Below are 16,095 nucleotides of genomic sequence, written 5' to 3' on the forward strand. Positions count from 1 at the left end.
GTTATGGATCAGACTGTAGCACAATTTACAGAGCTTCTGGAGCAGCATGGGATAAAGCTGGACTCCACTCAGCTGCATCAATTCGAGCTGTACTATCAGGAATTAGTGTCCTGGAATGAGAAGATGAATCTAACGGGGATTACCGAACGTGATCAAGTCTATACCAAGCACTTTTACGATTCTATCTCACTATCTTTTTATCTGAATCTGGGGGAGAGAGGAAGCTTGGCGGATATTGGATCAGGTGCGGGCTTTCCAGGTATTCCTCTAAAAATATGCTTTCCACATCTAAAGCTGACGATTGTGGATTCTCTCAGCAAGCGGATCAAATTCCTCCAGCATATCTGCGATACGTTGCAGCTGGAGGGTGTGCAGCTGATTCATGGACGCGCTGAAGATATTGCCAGACAGGATGCTCACCGCGATGCTTATGATGTGGTGACAGCTCGTGCCGTAGCACGGATGGCATTGCTGAATGAGTTCTGTCTTCCTTTTGCAAAAAAGGGTGGCGTCTTCGCGGCCATGAAGGGCAGCGATCCTGCTGAGGAATTAACGGAGGCTAAGTATAGTTTGAAGGAATTGCGAGGCCAACTTATTAAGGTTGAGCCTTTCAAGCTTCCTGTAGAAGAATCGGCACGGCATATTATCCTGGTTAGTAAGACAGCTACTACACCAGCGAAGTATCCGCGCAAGGCAGGAATTCCTGCCAAAACGCCTTTAGTATAAATGTTTCACGTGAAACATAGCAGCCAAAGATTTTATTGTGGTTTTCTAAGAGCAACTCTCATTGTTGAAGATGAGAGTTGCTCTTTTTCGTATGCATCTAGTATGTCACAGATACTAACTTCCTCGCTTGTGAGTAGTTCATAAGTTGAGTTCATACGTTGTAATTTTGTGACTGTTCTGATTATTCGGGTTGGGGCAGCTGAGCAGAGAGGGAGGTACGGCGTGTTTTTCTTATTAATAGAGAAAGGGCAGTCTATATAAAATGAACAATAGAAAGTAACAGTAAGTGTGGAGGCATGAAGGGAGAAGTTTGGAACTGTAGAAGCGAAGTGCTAGCTTAATGACTATCCTTTGGAAAGATCACATCGAAAGCTTAGGCTGTCGCCAAATTTCAATCCCTATAAGTGGTTTATAAAGAAGAAACCTGGCGATAACAGCGACCGGATTTCTAAACATTCCACCGCAGTGACTAACTAGCCTTACGACCAGACCTTAAGTTCATCTTATATAGGTATGATGATTTTTTAATGAAATTAGGCCTCTAGCAAAAGGGGGGAGAGAACACGTTAAGTTAAGACTGGGAGTAGCATTGCAAGTGACGACACCAACTTGTGAATTGTAAAGAGACGCATATTTGATAAATGCAGGAAAAATAGGTCTATACGGAGAATAGGATTATAGAAGAAAAAGTGATAGAATAATATAGTAAGAATTTTATGGGGAATAAGGCTCTCTTCAGCATTTATAGCGGGAGAGAGGGAAGAACTTGCTGGCCCTAGGCGAGCAGTTTCCATTGCTGTACGATATGCTTTTACCGGGAATAAGGTCAAGAAGATCGTACTATAACGAAATTAGGTGGTTATGAACGGAATGAAAGAACAATTCACCAAGCTTTTTGGATTTACCGAGCGGAGCAGCGGAGATGAGATCAAACAAATCCCGGTTCATGAGGTCATCAGCAGTCCTTATCAGCCACGGACAATATTTGATGATGAGAAGATAGACGAGCTGTGCCAGACGATAAAGACACATGGCGTGATTCAGCCTATAGTCGTTCGCATGCGCGAATCACAGTATGAGATCATTGCCGGTGAACGTCGCTGGCGGGCTGTGAAGAAGCTCGGTATGGAGACAATTCCAGCTATTGTTCGCGAGTTCAATAATTCCCAGGCGGCTTCTATTGCATTAATCGAGAATCTGCAGCGAGAGGATCTAACCTCTATCGAGGAAGCCTACGCGTATCAGAAATTGATTGATCTTCATCAATTGACTCAAGAAAGTCTGGCTCAACGAATTGGTAAGAGCCAATCGACCATCGCCAATAAAATAAGGCTGCTTCAGCTTCCTGAAGAAGTGAAGATAGCGCTTATGGAACGCCAGGTAACAGAAAGGCATGCACGTTCATTGTTGTCTCTGGATAGTGTGGAAATGCAGCTGAAGGTTCTGGAAGAGATTATCTCCAAGGGCTTGAATGTTAAACAAACAGAAGCACGTATCGCATTTTATAAAGAAGTAACACAAATTAAAAAATCGAAACGGGTTTCCTATACAAAGGACGTTCGTCTAGCTCTTAATACAATTCGTCAATCTATTGATATGGTGTCAGGCTCGGGGATGGAAATCAAAACGTCGGAGAACGACCGTGGTGACCATTACGAGATTGTAATCCAAATTCCTAAAAGATAAATTGTTTCAGTAGCTGAAGGCGACCCTGAGGTGTTTGGTCGCCTTTTCTGTGACTTAGCCAAGGATGTACAGCGAATATTCATAATGTTAGATCATCTGCTTCTTCGGAAAGGCATCCATAGATGCTTTGCTTATATTCTCGCAGAAAGTGATGCTGTCCATCAGGTCAGCAACGCCGTTTCTACTTGCGACCTACAAGAAGACTCTTCCTAACTATTCGAGGTGAAATAAGTGTCCAAGATTATTGCCATAGCAAATCAAAAGGGTGGTGTCGGTAAAACAACGACCTCTGTGAATCTGGGTGCCGGCATGGCTACTCTGGGAAAGAGAGTGCTTCTTGTCGATATCGACCCTCAAGGCAACACTACCAGCGGCGTTGGCATCAACAAAGCAGATGTAGCAAATTGCATTTATGATATTCTAATCAATGAAGCCGAACCGAGGGAAACGATACTGGAGACCAAGATTGAGGGTCTGCATATTATTCCTGCCACCATCCAGCTCGCGGGTGCGGAGATTGAATTGGTATCCACCATTTCACGGGAGCTAAGGCTCAAGAAAGCCTTAAATACAGTTAAAGCTAATTATGATTACATCATTATTGATTGCCCACCTTCTTTGGGGATATTAACGATTAACTCTTTGACTGCTGCAGACTCTGTAATTATACCGATCCAGTGTGAGTATTATGCGCTTGAGGGATTGAGTCAACTGTTGAACACCGTACGACTTGTTCAGAAGAACTTGAATCCGCAACTGAAGATCGAAGGCGTATTGCTGACAATGCTGGATGCCCGGACCAATCTAGGGATTCAGGTCATTGAAGAAGTTAAGAAGTATTTCCAAGAAAAGGTGTATAGAACGATTATTCCGCGGAATGTACGGCTTAGTGAGGCTCCGTCTCATGGTCAGTCTATTATTACGTATGATTCCCGTTCCAAGGGAGCGGAAGTGTACTTAGAGTTGGCAAAGGAAGTGATTTCTTATGAGTAAGCGTTTGGGTAAAGGGCTGGATGCATTGATCCCGTCCCTGTCTATTAATGAAGATGATAAGGTGGTAGAAATCTCGTTAGGACAGCTTCGCGCTAACCCTTATCAGCCTCGTAAAGATTTCAATGAAGAGGCCATTCAGGAATTGGCAGAATCCATTCGGCAGCATGGCGTTATCCAACCGATTATTGTACGCAGTGTACTAAAGGGATATGAGATTATTGCCGGGGAACGCAGATTCCGTGCTTCTCAATACTGTGGAAAAGCAACCATCCCGGCGGTTGTCCGAAACCTGAGCGATCAACAGGTTATGGAGATTGCTTTGATCGAGAACCTGCAGCGTGAGAATCTGAATGCAATGGAAATCGCGGTTGCTTATCAAGGTCTGATGGATCAGTTCTCGCTGACTCAAGAGGAACTTTCTCTCAAAGTTGGAAAATCCAGATCGCATATTGCTAATTTCCTACGACTGTTATCTTTGCCCGAGGAAGTGAAGGAATATGTTTCACGTGGAACAATTTCTATGGGTCATGCTCGTGCCATTGTCGCATTGAAGGATGCTGACCTAGTCAAAGGGTTGGCGAAGCAGTGTGTAGAGCAAGAGTGGAGTGTACGGGAGCTTGAGGAGACGGTGAAAAATCTTGATCGCAAACCGGCAGGTGCAGCTAAGGCGAAAAGCGTGAAGCGCGATCCTTACATTGATAATGTTGAGGAGTTACTACGGGAACGGTTCAAGACTACAGTCAAGATCAAGCAAGGAAAAGAAAGAGGGAAGATTGAACTGAATTACTACAGTGCCCAGGACTTGGAGAGACTTCTGGAATTGTTAGGTAACTTGTAAGCGATAGTCACTGAAAAACATATCCTGAGATATCCTAGAATGGATAAGGAGGGGTGTGTTTTTTAAAGTCAAAATAGAATAGAAGGTGGGCGGAGTGGTGGAAGAGTTGGTGTACCTGGATCATGCAGCCACTTCATGGCCTAAACCACCAGAGGTAGCTTCGGCTATGATGGATGCCCTGCAGCATTCCGGAGCGAACGCAGGAAGAGGTAATCATTCCCTGGCCATGAGTGCTGGGCGTGTGTTGATGCGGACTCGCAGTTTGTTGGCTGATTTGTTCGCAGTATCTAATGCGCAGGATATCGCTTTTACTCACAACACGACCATGGGTCTTAATATGGCAATCAGAGGCGCACTGCGTGCTGGGGATCATGTCATAGCGACGATGACTGAGCATAATTCTGTTCGCCGTCCGTTAGAGTATTTGCGGAGGACTCAGGGGCTTGAAGTGGATTACATCCCGGTGAATGAGGAAGGGCAGCTTAATCTGCAGGAATTGCAGAAGGCATTTAAGCATAATACTAAGATGGTTATCTGTAATCACAGTTCTAACCTGTTAGGCAGTATTCTTCCGATAGGTGATATTGGCGATCTGGCAAAATCTCATGGTGCAATATTTCTGGTGGACGGTGCGCAGAGTGCAGGGGCACTAGATATTGAAGTGACTTCAATGAACATTGATCTGTTGGCGTTTCCTGGACATAAGGGTCTGCTGGGTCCGCAAGGAACAGGTGGGTTGTATATTGCGCCACATCTGGATCTTGAGCCGCTAATGCTTGGAGGGACAGGGAGTCAGTCTGAGAATATCGAACAGCCTTTGGTTCGTCCGGACAGGTATGAAGCGGGAACACAGAATGCAGTGGGGATAGCCGGGCTGATGGCGGGTGTGAAGAAGGTAAGGTCTATCGGTGTAGACGTCATTCGCGAACGGGAATGGCGTCTGGCTCAAACAATGATGGAGGGGTTGTCCACCGTTCCAGGTATCCGATTATTAGGTCCTGCGCTTGGGGCCCCACGAAGTGGTATTGTGTCTTTCGTGATTGAAGGGCATGATTCTGCGGGAATTGCTCATCGACTGGATCGCGAATACAATATAGCTGTACGTGCAGGGATGCATTGTACGCCCTTGGCCCACACGGCAGTGGATACGCTGGCTAGTGGGGCCGTCAGGGCAAGTGTGGGTGTTGATTCAACCGAGCAGGATGTTAACAGAATGCTGGCAGCTATGAAAGAACTCTACGGCAGCGCCCGCAGCACCAATTAAAAAGGATGGTCCATTCATGTCAGAAATGAATCAATTAATTAATGAGCAATTACAGTGGTTTGTATTAGGGTTCACGTTGTTAATTCTGGTGCTATTGATTGTGGCTATGGTGCAGGGCAGCAGGCTGCGTAAAATGAGACGCAGATATGAGTCGATGATGACTGGAACAGGGGTAGAAGATTTGGAAAGCCTGCTGATTGATTTGAAAAATCAAAGTGATATGTTGGAAGATGGCATGCGTGATCAAGCTGCCCAATTGGAGGCTGCCCGGCTGAAAATCCGCAGTATGAAATCTAATGTGGCGCTAAAGCGTTATAATGCTTTTGGTGAGCGGGGAAGTGACCTGAGCTTCTCCTTGGCGGTTCTGGATGATGACCGCAGTGGGGTTGTGCTCACCAGTCTCCACAACCGTGAGAACTCCTATATCTATTCCAAGCCACTACAGAATGGCGAATCGCAATACCCGCTGTCCCCGGAAGAAAAAGAGGTTATTGCTCTCGCGCTGCAGCGGTCTTAGAATGAAGATTCCATTGCTTCAGGGCGGAATAAAGGCTAGAGGCAATAATGTCTGACAATCGCATCACCAGACTTAATCGAGTGTTCTGAAGTACAAAGTATTCCATAAAGCCGCCGACATTAACGATTCCTGTCAAATGGATATCGCCAACCGGCGGCAATTGTTTATTTACGCCGGCACCAGGCTTGAGTGGACCGTCGACGACTTGTATGCAGCCAACACTGGTGGAATGGCCCAGACAGGCATCGATTCCAATAATGAATGGATTGCTGTATCTATCATTTATTAGTGCCAGGGTCTCTTCGAGATTTACGGCATGAACAGGTTCCTCCAGAGTTCCGTACAGCTCGAATAACGGGCTGTGGAAGCGGGTGAGTGCAGTGCCGACAAGTGGGCCGAGAGAATCGCCTGTACTGCGGTCTGTGCCGATACAGACGACTACAATCTGAGTGTCAGGAGCGGTGCGGGCGAAATGGAAGAGCAATCTGTGCGTGATGGAGGAATAGATATCAGGATCAGTATGTGATATTTTTAAACAGGACAATTCTTGCATGGATGATGCTTTGGGTGAATTCATATCATCTTCCTTTCTGATGCTGATTCTATTTGATGATATCTAGTATATGGATGAAAGAGCGATTTTATACTATGGCCGTAAGAGATAGGACGAGATACCCAGAAGGAGGCGTGAGAGCGATGGAGGATGAGATGTTGATTGCTTTTGACTCTACCCAGCAGGCGCTGCGCGCCGAAATACTGCTTGAGTATGCCGAGCTAGAGATTGATATCTTTCCAACCCCGAAGGAGATTACGGCGGGCTGCGCGATTTCCATTCAGTTTGAAGGGGATAGGCTGGCAGAGGTTAGAAATATTATTGCGGACCAGAAGATTGAGATTCGCGGGATATTTGGTAAGAATAATGAAGGGTATGTTCTGATCGAGAGTGGGGGAGAACACCATGAATAAGTGGGTGCTTGAAGCTACGGCAGGTGATCAGGTAAAGGCTGCACTTCGTTTCAAGGATAAGGTCTGGAATCTGATTACGGATGTAGATATGTGGACCAATATATTATTTTCTGGGCTGAGACTTCTTCTTATTTTCATCCTGACAAGGGTCATTATTCGAGTAGTCTATAAAGTGATAGACCGTTCTCTTGATCGTAAAACAGGGGGAAGACTTCTGGCGAACACCCGAAGGTTCACTACCGTAGGTGAACTGCTCAAGAATGTAGTCACGGTCATCTGCAATTTTGTAATGATTCTGCTGCTTCTTTCAGAGTTCAACTTTAATCTGGCACCGCTATTAGCCAGCGCAGGGGTTCTTGGGCTTGCGATCGGTTTCGGGGCGCAGAGTCTGGTGAAGGATGTCATTACAGGCTTCTTTATCATCCTGGAGGACCAGTTTGCCGTTGGCGATGTTATTCAGACGGGTACGTATAAAGGGACCGTGGAGCTGATTGGACTCCGAACCACCAAGCTGCTCAGTTCTACCGGGGAGATGCATATTATCCCGAATGGCTCTATTACCAATGTTACCAACTACTCGTTGGCTAATGCGCTGGCGGTAGTGGATGTACCGGTTAAAATGGAACGTAGTCTGGAATCCACACTTGGCCTGATCGCTGAAGCGTTGAAGGGGATTGAAGAGCGTAACGCTAATGTATTGGCTTATCCCAATGTACTGGGTATCCAATCGATGAGCACCTCTGAGTACGTGATCCGTGTGGCAGCGAATTGTCTGCCTAATGCCCGGGATGAAGCACAGCGGCAAATTCAAAGCGATATCAAACACGCACTGGAGAAGCAATACGCGCTGGAAGCCGCTGAGGCCCAAGCTGAGGCGCACGAGAAGGCTGAGGCTGAGGAATGTGCGGAAGCAGAGGAAACGGCCACAGAAACGGCTGGAGAAGGTCAGAAGCCGGGCGGCGTTCAAGGACGACAACAGGCGGCTGCAACACTGGAAAAAGGGGAGGAAGGGAAGTAATGGAACGTAAGGTATTTCAGCTTGGTGATGTAGTACAGATGAAGAAGTCCCATCCCTGCGGTACCAATGAAATGGAGATTATCCGTATGGGGATGGACATTCGCGTGAAGTGCACGGGTTGTCAGCACAGCGTACTAATTCCCCGCGCCAAGTTCGAGAAGAACATGAAGAAGGTACTGAGATCAGCTGAGGGCGGCACTAACAATATTTAGACTTGCAAAAAGACAAGCTGCATGATAAAATAAATATTGCTGCGGAGAGGTACCCAAGAGGCCCAAGGGGGCTGACTCGAAATCAGTTAGGCGTGTCACAGCGTGCGTGGGTTCGAATCCCACCCTCTCCGCCATTTAGACCTTAATATCAACTATCTAAACCTTCGTTCCTCGAACGAAGGTTTTTTGTGTTCTAATTATTCAAGAAACGTTGCTGCGTTATTCCGGACATACAAAAAGAAGGACCCAAGGGCCCTTCTTTAGGAGGCAGCACATTTTTGATGTTCGGAATTTCTCTGTCTAAGACCTAGAGTGACGATAGGCTTCGTGCAGACTGACGCTTTTTTAAGGCAGCAGCTGTTACTGTTCCCAACTTACAATAGATGCTGATTCAGAATTCCAGTGATTTGGTTCGACTACGAAGTCCAACGGAACCACACCTCTCTTTTGTACTGCCTGAGAATAGTATGTGTCAGGCGAGTTTTTTTATACATCCCATTTTAAAATTAATGAACCCGGGCTTTTTCAACCTTTTTCCACTTGCGATTCTTATTGCTGGTTTCGGGAAAAGTATCACCTTTCTCCATGCTAATACGCTTGGGGTTCTGGATTTCAGTGTGGAAGCTGCGCGCTTCTCCGACCTCTGTATACATGCCGGGGTTAGGGGCTTTATCGCCCTTTTCGTATTCTGTCTTCTCACCCATGGTTATCGACCTCCTCTTGAGTAATTAAGTCCGTCTTTATTGTGTGCGGAGAGGGAGTGGTTCATGTACTGTAGCAAAGGTTTGACTGCATCCAGAATATAGCTTGCACTCGACTGGCCGTTTTGGTATATTAATATGGTTCGAGTTTATGTTTGTGCTCGATCCTTGCTCCTGACGTGATCAGGGGCCTCAGACCATAAGGAGGTGAAATTTATGCGCAAATACGAAGTGATGTATATTATTCGTCCTGACATTGAACAAGAAGCCGTTCAAGCAGCAGTCGAAAAATTCCAAGGCATCATCTCCAACGGCGGGGAAATTACAAAGCACGATGTGCAAGGTAAACGCCGTCTTGCGTATGAGATCAAGAAATTCCGTGATGGCGTTTATGTTTTGGTTAACTTCACTGCAGAACCTGCAGTTGTTACCGAATTGGAACGTATCATGAAGATTTCCGACGAAGTTATTCGTTATCTCATTACGAACGACGTTGCCTAAGATTTTGACAAGCTTTGTAATCAATCGCTCTAAAGGAGGGGAACAGAATTGTTGAACCGTATCATTCTGATCGGTCGGTTGACCCGTGACCCAGAACTTCGTTATACTCCCGCTGGTGTTGCCGTAACACAGTTTACGCTTGCCGTAGACCGTAACTTTACGGGCCAGAACGGTGAACGTGAGGCGGACTTCATTCCAGTTGTAACCTGGAGACAGCTTGCAGAGACCTGTGCCAATTATTTGCGCAAAGGCCGTTTGGCAGCCGTAGAAGGACGTATCCAAGTACGGAATTATGAGAATAACGAAGGCAAACGTGTATACGTTACTGAAGTTATTGCCGATAATGTCCGTTTCCTGGAATCATCGCAGAACCGTGAAGGTGGAAATGCTCCAAGTGGTGCAGGTATGCCTGAAGAACCATCTTATGGTGGTGGCGCTGGTAATGGCGGTAATAGTGGACGCGGAAATAACAACAATTTCTCGCGTAACAACAATACTCAAGATCCTTTTTCGGGCGATGGTAAACCGATTGATATATCGGATGATGATTTGCCATTTTAATAAGGAAGGACTGAACTGACATGGCTTTCAAACAAAGAGAAGGCGGAGACAACGACAAGAGACCAGCTCGTCGTGGTGGACGCAACAAGCGTAAAAAAGTATGTTTCTTCACTGTGAACAAGATTACTCACATTGACTATAAAGATACTGAGCTTCTCAAGAAATTCATCAGCGAACGCGGAAAGATTTTGCCGCGTCGTGTAACAGGCACAAGTGCAAAATACCAACGTGCTCTTACCATTGCTGTAAAACGCTCGCGTCAAATCGCGTTGCTGCCTTACACAACGGAATAGTACGCTTTACAGAGGCAGCCGGGAAACCGGCTGTCTTTTTTGTTGTGCTCCGACTATTGTGTCCAGAATGGGCGACATGGACGAAGTGTTCATCCTATTAGACACGAGAAGTTTGACGTTAGCTGATTTATGTAGTAAATTACAATTATCCTATAACTAAAGGGGAAATTTTGATGTTGGTGAGCGTTCTTAACTAGTAATTTCATATCACCTGGAGAAAAGGCAGCAAGGCCCGTCTTAACAATAAGGCGTGCTCTGTTTGAGTCTGCGTGACAGCGGTCTCTGAGGTCCGAAGGGTGAATGAGTTAGTTAAGAACACACGAAGCGTCGAATAGCCTGTTTACGGCTGTTGTTCTCTTTGTATTTAACCGTGCTCTTGCAGCACGGTTTTTTTGGTTCCACGGTCTCTGCAGTAGATCTGCAGTGTCACAGGAGCTGAACAAAGGACAATGGCCGGAAATGAGGGCAAAGACTGCCGTAGTGGCATTCTTTGCCCTTTTTTTGCATTGAAGGATAGTTAGATGGAAGCGAAAAGCAAGCCAGAGGAGGAAGAGAGTTTGGACAGACAAAGTATGATCACGTTGGAATATGAAACCATTAAAGAGGAGCTTGAACATTTTGCGGTTTCTTATGTGGGTAAGAATTATGTTCAGGGATTGGAGCCGATGAAAAATCTTACCGTGATAAGGAGAGCATTGGAGGAAGCAGAGGAGGCCAGGGCTCTTCAGGACAGAGGAGCGAGCGTACCCATTCCTTCACTGGAAGGCATGGAATGGCTCATGTCACTGATAGGAACGGGGTATCTTTACAGTGAGAAGGATTTTACGGCGGTGGCTACCTTTCTGAACAGCTGCAGCCAGTTGCGTAAATATATGGCCTCGAAGGAGCAGATTGCCCCCCGGATTGGCGCTTATGCGTCCTCATTGATGGAGCTAAGGCATGTACAGGATGAGATTAACCGGTGCATACGTTTTGGTGTCATTGATGATGGGGCCAGTAAGGGGCTGGAGCGGGCACGAAAGCGGCTTAAAGCGGCCCGGCTTCGTCTGCAAAGAAAAATCGAGGGGATCATGTCCCGTCACCAGTCAATTTTACAGGAACAGCTCTTCAGTATGCGTAACGGTCGGTATGTCATCCCCGTGAAACGGGAGTACCACAAGCAGGTCAAAGGGAGTGTGCTGGATCAATCCACAAGCGGGCAGACAGTCTACGTGGAGCCTGATGAGGTAGCTGTGCTCCAGAACGAACTGGATCTGCTGTCAGCTGAAGAAGCACGGGAGGAGGCAATAATTCTGAGTATGCTAACTGAGCTTGTAGAGCGGGATCAGGAGGCGCTGCGACTGAATATTGAAGTCACTGGGACGTATGATTTCATCTTTGCCAAAGCCAAATATGCCCAAAGCATTGGCGGAATTGCCGTTAGTCTCAATGAGCAAGGGGTTCTGGTGATGAACGGCGGACGGCATCCGATGCTCAAAGAGATGATTCCCATCAACCTAAGCATTGGCAAAGGCTATCAGTCCCTGATTGTGACCGGACCTAATACGGGCGGGAAGACGGTGGTGCTTAAAACACTAGGCTTGCTAGTGCTTATGGTACAATCCGGTCTGCTGATTCCGGTAGCGGAAGGCAGCGAATTTCCTATTTTCACCGAGATCATGAGCGTAATTGGAGATGGACAGAGTCTGGCGCAATCGCTCAGCACATTCTCGGCACAGATGAAGAGTATCGAGGGCATGTTGCGCAATGCCGGTAAAGGTGTTCTGCTGTTGATTGATGAGTTGGCGGCAGGTACTGACCCAGGGGAGGGAATCGCCCTTTCCATAGCGATTCTGGAAGAGCTGAGCCGCCAAGGGGCGAATATCATCGTCACCACCCATTTTAATGAGTTGAAAAGCTTCGCCGCCGCCACTCCTGGATTCCAGAATGCACGAATGGAGTTTGATAAAGATACATTGCAGCCGTTATACCGGCTGACCATCGGCGAAGCAGGCGAAAGCTATGCCCTGCAAATTGCGGAGAAGCTTGGTATTCCAGTCGATGTCATCCGTCGTTCCCGGCAAATTGTAGAAGCACAGCATGGGCAAGAGCCGCAGGCTATCAATCTATGGAGTACCGGGTTTGCAGACCAAGCCAACAATATGGCACAGATAACGGGGAATGAGAACAAGAAAGAGCGGGGCCCTTATAACAGCGGAAAGGGACAACAAAGAAATCCTGAGGGGACCCAAAGCCCCGGTGAGGAGGATCAGCAGATTCAAGTTCCGAAGCGTGATTTTGAAATAGGGGATGCTGTATTTGTCAGCTCACTGGGAAGGACAGGTATTGTCTACGAGCAGCGGGATTCGCTGGGAATGGTTGGTGTGATGATTCAGAAGCAGCGGCTAAGTATCAATCATAAACGTCTTAAGCCGTACATTTCGAAGGAGGAGCTGTATCCAGAGGATTACGATATGGATATTATTTTTGAGAGCAAGGAGGACCGCAAGAAACGCAAGTTAATGAACCGCAAGCATGTGGAAGGAATGACGGTCGAACTGGAGGAAGATCGGTAATAAACATACAAAGATACAAGGGTCTGCCCGCAGGGGCAGACTCTTGTATGTGCTATGTTGCCGGGACTCTAGGTGGATTGGTTAAATTATAGACTTCACTTTGCCGGGATTATTGTATATATTCTTCTATAGTATAAGTATAGTGGTGACTACTAGGCATTTTTAACAGACATATATTGAATTGACCGATGGTTTATTCTTCTTTAGAGGAGTACCCCGTTACAATCCAAGGGGATTTACATCCCTTTGCCTTTCATCCATCCTGTCACAGACACCCATGGCATCACAGAATAAGAGAAGGGAAGGAACATATGATTAACAAGAGAAGAAGCGGGATCACACTGTGGCTGCTTATGATAGCAGTCCTGGTGTCCGCGTGCAACGGAAGAGACTCCAGTAGTACTCTGTCTGTTGCAAGCCACTCAGAAGCGGCGGAACAGCCACAGGCGGGCGGCATTGTTACGTATGGCTACGCCTCGCCATTCCAGGGGTTATTTGAACCCGCATTCTATGAAGGTGAAGATGATTATAATGTACTGCAATTCAGCACAGAAGCGATGTTCACTATAGAGGATGATTTATCAACGAAACCGAATATTGCCACTTGGATGGAAGCGGAGGATCACAGAGTATTCACTTTCAAAATCAAGCCGGGTATCCGTTGGCACAACGGGGACGAGTTAACAGTAGAGGACTGGAAGTTTGCACTGGAAACCATTGCGAGTCCTGAATACACGGGTTCGCGTTACTATAGTGTGGAAATGATCCAGGGAGCTGAGGCCTATCACACCGGCAAGGCTAAGGAAATCTCCGGCATCAAGGTGGTTGATCCCTATACCATTCGAATTACGATGGCAACTGCAAGGGTCAACTCGATCGACAATCTGTGGCCGTATCCGATGAATAAGAAATACTTCACAGACGTTGAGGTCAAGGACATGCCAAGCAGTGACCAGGTGCGGAAGCATCCTATCGGCATTGGCCCGTTTGAGATCACTCAAATTCAGCCAGGTCAGTTCGTGGAGCTGAAGCGTTTTGACAATTACTATCAGGGAAAAGCGCATTTGGATGGTGTACTGTACAAAGTGTCTGATGAGAAGCGAATCACCAGTTTGTTCGAACAAGGTGAGGTTGATATCGAAACGGTGCCCCGCGATGCCTATGAGAGTCTGAGTAAGCTGGATACTGTGGATCTGCTGCAGACATCAGAGCTATCGTATGAGTATATCGGGTTCAAATTTGGACACTGGGATAATGATGCCCAGAAGATTGTCATGGACAATCCGAAATTTAAGGATAAAAGGCTGCGACAGGCCATGTACTACGCTCTGGACCGCCAAGGCATTATCAATGCCTTCTCCTACGGACTGGGCCGGCTTATTGAAACACCGATTCCAGGGAGTAGCTGGGCCAAAATCCCGGATTCGGAGATCAATACGTATCCTTACTCGCCGGAGAAGGCCAAGGAACTGCTGGATCAAGCAGGTTATATTGACAGGGATGGGGACGGATTACGCGAAGATCCGCAAGGCAAGAAATTCACCATCCATTATGATGCAATGATCGGTAGCGCGATGGCTGAACCACGCACAGCGGCTATTATCCAAGACTGGCGTGATGTTGGACTTGATGTTCGTTTGAGTGACGGAGGTCTGAAGGAGTTAAATACTTTCTACGATGCGGTAGAAAATGATGACCCCTCTATAGAGCTGTTCAACGGAGTCTGGGGTCTGGCCAGCGACCCTGATCCATCTGGCTTGTGGCGGGAGAAAGATCTATGGAATTACCCAAGGTGGTCATCCCAGCGGAATGAAGAGCTAATTCGTGACGGGGTTGGTATGAAATCTTATGATAAGGAATACCGTAAACAGGTGTACTATAAATGGCAGAAGCTGATTAATGAAGAGGTGCCTATGATCTTCTTCGCAGAACGGGAGACCGTAACCGCAGTCAACAAGCGCCTACAGGGTGTGCGAGTCAACTCCATGGGCAATATTATTGAACCACAGAAATGGTGGATTAAGGAAGAGTAGGGGCTCTGCCCTTTGTTAACTAACCGCAAGCCGGGCTTTTGAAGTCAACCCGCTTGCGGTTTTTGTATTTTCATGGCGGTTATACGTTTCTTACCCGTGTGATTTTGGTGAAAAGTAGGTATCCGAGGGGGATTTTCCAAAAAAATATTTATTTTTTCAAAAAATATGAAATCAAAATGGTGTTTCATTCGTCATATATATTATGGAGGATGACGACGATGATGAGACGGAGCATAATATGGGCCACAGCAGCCCTAATAATCGTTGCCATACTTGTAGTGAGCCGGCCGGAAGGTCTGGGGTTCAGGCCGCGCATTGACGCTAGCGCGTCCGTGCTGCTGGATATGGATAGCGATAGTATATGGATGGAATCAAATGGCGACAAGGCGATGCCGACAGCGAGCGTGACGAAGCTGATGACAGAGATGATCGTGCTCGACCGCATTTCTACAGGAGCCATCCAATGGGCTGACAGAATAACGGTTAGCCCCTATGCAGGATCTCTGGGAGGTGCAACTTTATCCCTGAAACGAGGGGAGACCTATACCGTAAGAGAACTGTTCGAAGGAATTACCGTGTATTCTGCGAATGATGCCGCCGTGGCCTTGGCTGAGTATACGGCTGGTTCGGAGAATGCATTCGTGCAGCTGATGAACGAGAAAGCCCGCAGTCTGGGACTGTCTTCAGGCACGATCTTTACCAATGCCTCCGGGCTGGCATCGAGTGAACTGGGACCGAGTCGTCCGCTTGGATATATTAGCGGTGAGACTCTGATGACAGCCAAGGACACGGCGAGGCTGGCAGCAGCCCTGATCCGCAGCCATCCTGAGGTGCTGAACGCCAGCAGCCGCACACAGATGCAGCTGAAGGCCAAGGGGCTGTATGCCAGCAATACGAACCTGATGCTGCCCGCCATGGGCGGAGCATTTGCCTATGCTGGAACAGATGGCTTGAAGACCGGCTATGATATCCGATCGGGCTATTGCATCGCAGGAACGGCTCAGCGGGACGGGCACCGGCTGATTGCCGTTGTGCTGGGTGCGGAGACCAGCCAGAGTCGTTTTGAAGCCGCAACCAAGCTATTTAACCATGGATTCTACAGAAGTTTGCCGACTGGGGAGAGAGTGAAGCATATCCTGAATGCGACCTTTTCCTTACTGAGCTGGAGATAAAGCATCATGCCGATTTACATCATCGGTATGGTGCTTTACCATTAATACTGTCGTTTTTT

Annotated in this window: 17 protein-coding genes and 1 tRNA gene; 16 read left to right on the forward strand and 2 right to left on the reverse strand. The window is 47.2% G+C overall.

All coding sequences use genetic code 11. From position 1 onward, the window contains the following. The first annotated feature begins 3 nt into the window (after nucleotides 1-3). From rsmG to ACFVRY_RS22150, 6 genes are all read left to right on the forward strand, one after another. Nucleotides 4-726 carry a 16S rRNA (guanine(527)-N(7))-methyltransferase RsmG gene (rsmG, locus tag ACFVRY_RS22125; RefSeq protein WP_387502479.1) on the forward strand — a complete coding sequence of 241 codons (723 nt, stop codon included), beginning with the start codon at nucleotides 4-6 and terminating at the stop codon, nucleotides 724-726. A gap of 870 nt (nucleotides 727-1,596) precedes the next feature. Continuing rightward, nucleotides 1,597-2,412 carry a nucleoid occlusion protein gene (noc, locus tag ACFVRY_RS22130; protein ID WP_387502480.1) on the forward strand — a complete coding sequence of 272 codons (816 nt, stop codon included), beginning with the start codon at nucleotides 1,597-1,599 and terminating at the stop codon, nucleotides 2,410-2,412. Between the two features lie 231 nt (nucleotides 2,413-2,643). Continuing rightward, nucleotides 2,644-3,405, forward strand: a complete 762-nt coding sequence (locus tag ACFVRY_RS22135; RefSeq protein WP_387502481.1) for a ParA family protein — start codon at nucleotides 2,644-2,646, stop codon at nucleotides 3,403-3,405. Continuing rightward, on the forward strand, nucleotides 3,398-4,243 hold the full coding sequence (locus tag ACFVRY_RS22140; RefSeq protein ID WP_387502482.1) for a ParB/RepB/Spo0J family partition protein: 846 nt from the start codon (nucleotides 3,398-3,400) through the stop codon (nucleotides 4,241-4,243). Before ACFVRY_RS22135 ends, ACFVRY_RS22140 begins: the two co-directional genes overlap by 8 nt. A 97-nt stretch (nucleotides 4,244-4,340) precedes the next feature. Next, nucleotides 4,341-5,507, forward strand: a complete 1,167-nt coding sequence (locus ACFVRY_RS22145) for an aminotransferase class V-fold PLP-dependent enzyme (RefSeq protein WP_387502483.1) — start codon at nucleotides 4,341-4,343, stop codon at nucleotides 5,505-5,507. 16 nt (nucleotides 5,508-5,523) lie between these two features. Continuing rightward, nucleotides 5,524-6,024, forward strand: a complete 501-nt coding sequence (locus ACFVRY_RS22150; protein ID WP_387502484.1) for a DUF4446 family protein — start codon at nucleotides 5,524-5,526, stop codon at nucleotides 6,022-6,024. Here the strand turns inward: ACFVRY_RS22150 and yyaC are convergent. Further along, the gene (gene yyaC, locus ACFVRY_RS22155) at nucleotides 5,996-6,601 is read right to left on the reverse strand and encodes a spore protease YyaC (protein WP_387502485.1); all 606 of its coding nucleotides are present in this window, start codon (nucleotides 6,599-6,601) and stop codon (nucleotides 5,996-5,998) included. The genes ACFVRY_RS22150 and yyaC overlap by 29 nt on opposite strands. A 119-nt stretch (nucleotides 6,602-6,720) precedes the next feature. Between yyaC and ACFVRY_RS22160 the strand changes: the two genes are divergently transcribed. The 4 genes from ACFVRY_RS22160 (at nucleotide 6,721) to ACFVRY_RS22175 (ending at nucleotide 8,354) form a co-directional block, all read left to right on the forward strand. After that, on the forward strand, nucleotides 6,721-6,990 hold the full coding sequence (locus ACFVRY_RS22160) for a putative Se/S carrier protein (RefSeq protein WP_387502486.1): 270 nt from the start codon (nucleotides 6,721-6,723) through the stop codon (nucleotides 6,988-6,990). Beyond that, nucleotides 6,983-8,008, forward strand: a complete 1,026-nt coding sequence (locus tag ACFVRY_RS22165) for a mechanosensitive ion channel family protein (protein ID WP_387502487.1) — start codon at nucleotides 6,983-6,985, stop codon at nucleotides 8,006-8,008. The genes ACFVRY_RS22160 and ACFVRY_RS22165 overlap by 8 nt, the downstream gene beginning before the upstream one ends. Beyond that, on the forward strand, nucleotides 8,008-8,220 hold the full coding sequence (locus ACFVRY_RS22170; RefSeq protein ID WP_387502488.1) for a DUF951 domain-containing protein: 213 nt from the start codon (nucleotides 8,008-8,010) through the stop codon (nucleotides 8,218-8,220). The genes ACFVRY_RS22165 and ACFVRY_RS22170 overlap by 1 nt, the downstream gene beginning before the upstream one ends. Nucleotides 8,221-8,263: 43 nt before the next feature. Next, nucleotides 8,264-8,354, forward strand: a tRNA-Ser gene (locus ACFVRY_RS22175). A gap of 372 nt (nucleotides 8,355-8,726) precedes the next feature. Here ACFVRY_RS22175 and ACFVRY_RS22180 read toward each other — a convergent pair. Continuing rightward, nucleotides 8,727-8,924 (reverse strand): YjzC family protein, encoded by a 198-nt coding sequence (locus tag ACFVRY_RS22180; RefSeq protein WP_387502489.1) that lies wholly within the window; start codon nucleotides 8,922-8,924, stop codon nucleotides 8,727-8,729. Nucleotides 8,925-9,137: 213 nt separating this feature from the next. Between ACFVRY_RS22180 and rpsF the strand changes: the two genes are divergently transcribed. The 6 genes from rpsF (at nucleotide 9,138) to ACFVRY_RS22210 (ending at nucleotide 16,036) form a co-directional block, all read left to right on the forward strand. Continuing rightward, nucleotides 9,138-9,422, forward strand: a complete 285-nt coding sequence (gene rpsF, locus ACFVRY_RS22185) for a 30S ribosomal protein S6 (protein WP_025706808.1) — start codon at nucleotides 9,138-9,140, stop codon at nucleotides 9,420-9,422. Nucleotides 9,423-9,470: 48 nt separating this feature from the next. Beyond that, on the forward strand, nucleotides 9,471-9,983 hold the full coding sequence (gene ssb / locus ACFVRY_RS22190) for a single-stranded DNA-binding protein (RefSeq protein ID WP_066377838.1): 513 nt from the start codon (nucleotides 9,471-9,473) through the stop codon (nucleotides 9,981-9,983). 20 nt (nucleotides 9,984-10,003) lie between these two features. Beyond that, on the forward strand, nucleotides 10,004-10,276 hold the full coding sequence (gene rpsR, locus ACFVRY_RS22195; protein ID WP_066377841.1) for a 30S ribosomal protein S18: 273 nt from the start codon (nucleotides 10,004-10,006) through the stop codon (nucleotides 10,274-10,276). A 557-nt stretch (nucleotides 10,277-10,833) separates the two neighbouring features. After that, complete coding sequence (locus ACFVRY_RS22200; RefSeq protein ID WP_387502490.1) at nucleotides 10,834-12,831, forward strand: endonuclease MutS2; 1,998 nt, start codon at nucleotides 10,834-10,836, stop codon at nucleotides 12,829-12,831. 311 nt (nucleotides 12,832-13,142) lie between these two features. Next, nucleotides 13,143-14,864, forward strand: a complete 1,722-nt coding sequence (opp4A, locus tag ACFVRY_RS22205) for an oligopeptide ABC transporter substrate-binding protein (protein ID WP_387502491.1) — start codon at nucleotides 13,143-13,145, stop codon at nucleotides 14,862-14,864. A 218-nt stretch (nucleotides 14,865-15,082) separates the two neighbouring features. Then, nucleotides 15,083-16,036 carry a D-alanyl-D-alanine carboxypeptidase family protein gene (locus ACFVRY_RS22210; protein WP_387502492.1) on the forward strand — a complete coding sequence of 318 codons (954 nt, stop codon included), beginning with the start codon at nucleotides 15,083-15,085 and terminating at the stop codon, nucleotides 16,034-16,036. Nucleotides 16,037-16,095: the final 59 nt, after the last annotated feature.

The sequence above is a fragment of the Paenibacillus sp. NPDC057934 genome, assembly GCF_042887565.1.
GTDB lineage: Bacteria > Bacillota > Bacilli > Paenibacillales > Paenibacillaceae > Paenibacillus_AQ.

What these genes read in the sequence shown, in the direction of transcription:
- rsmG (WP_387502479.1), top strand. Translation starts at nt 4, where the DNA reads ATGGATCAGACTGTAGCACAATTTACAGAGCTTCTGGAGCAGCATGGG.
- noc (WP_387502480.1), top strand. Translation starts at nt 1,597, where the DNA reads ATGAAAGAACAATTCACCAAGCTTTTTGGATTTACCGAGCGGAGCAGC.
- ACFVRY_RS22140 (WP_387502482.1), top strand. Translation starts at nt 3,398, where the DNA reads ATGAGTAAGCGTTTGGGTAAAGGGCTGGATGCATTGATCCCGTCCCTG.
- ACFVRY_RS22150 (WP_387502484.1), top strand. Translation starts at nt 5,524, where the DNA reads ATGTCAGAAATGAATCAATTAATTAATGAGCAATTACAGTGGTTTGTA.
- yyaC (WP_387502485.1), bottom strand. Translation starts at nt 6,601, where the DNA reads ATGAATTCACCCAAAGCATCATCCATGCAAGAATTGTCCTGTTTAAAA.
- ACFVRY_RS22160 (WP_387502486.1), top strand. Translation starts at nt 6,721, where the DNA reads ATGGAGGATGAGATGTTGATTGCTTTTGACTCTACCCAGCAGGCGCTG.
- ACFVRY_RS22165 (WP_387502487.1), top strand. Translation starts at nt 6,983, where the DNA reads ATGAATAAGTGGGTGCTTGAAGCTACGGCAGGTGATCAGGTAAAGGCT.
- ACFVRY_RS22170 (WP_387502488.1), top strand. Translation starts at nt 8,008, where the DNA reads ATGGAACGTAAGGTATTTCAGCTTGGTGATGTAGTACAGATGAAGAAG.
- ACFVRY_RS22180 (WP_387502489.1), bottom strand. Translation starts at nt 8,924, where the DNA reads ATGGGTGAGAAGACAGAATACGAAAAGGGCGATAAAGCCCCTAACCCC.
- rpsF (WP_025706808.1), top strand. Translation starts at nt 9,138, where the DNA reads ATGCGCAAATACGAAGTGATGTATATTATTCGTCCTGACATTGAACAA.
- rpsR (WP_066377841.1), top strand. Translation starts at nt 10,004, where the DNA reads ATGGCTTTCAAACAAAGAGAAGGCGGAGACAACGACAAGAGACCAGCT.
- opp4A (WP_387502491.1), top strand. Translation starts at nt 13,143, where the DNA reads ATGATTAACAAGAGAAGAAGCGGGATCACACTGTGGCTGCTTATGATA.
- ACFVRY_RS22210 (WP_387502492.1), top strand. Translation starts at nt 15,083, where the DNA reads ATGATGAGACGGAGCATAATATGGGCCACAGCAGCCCTAATAATCGTT.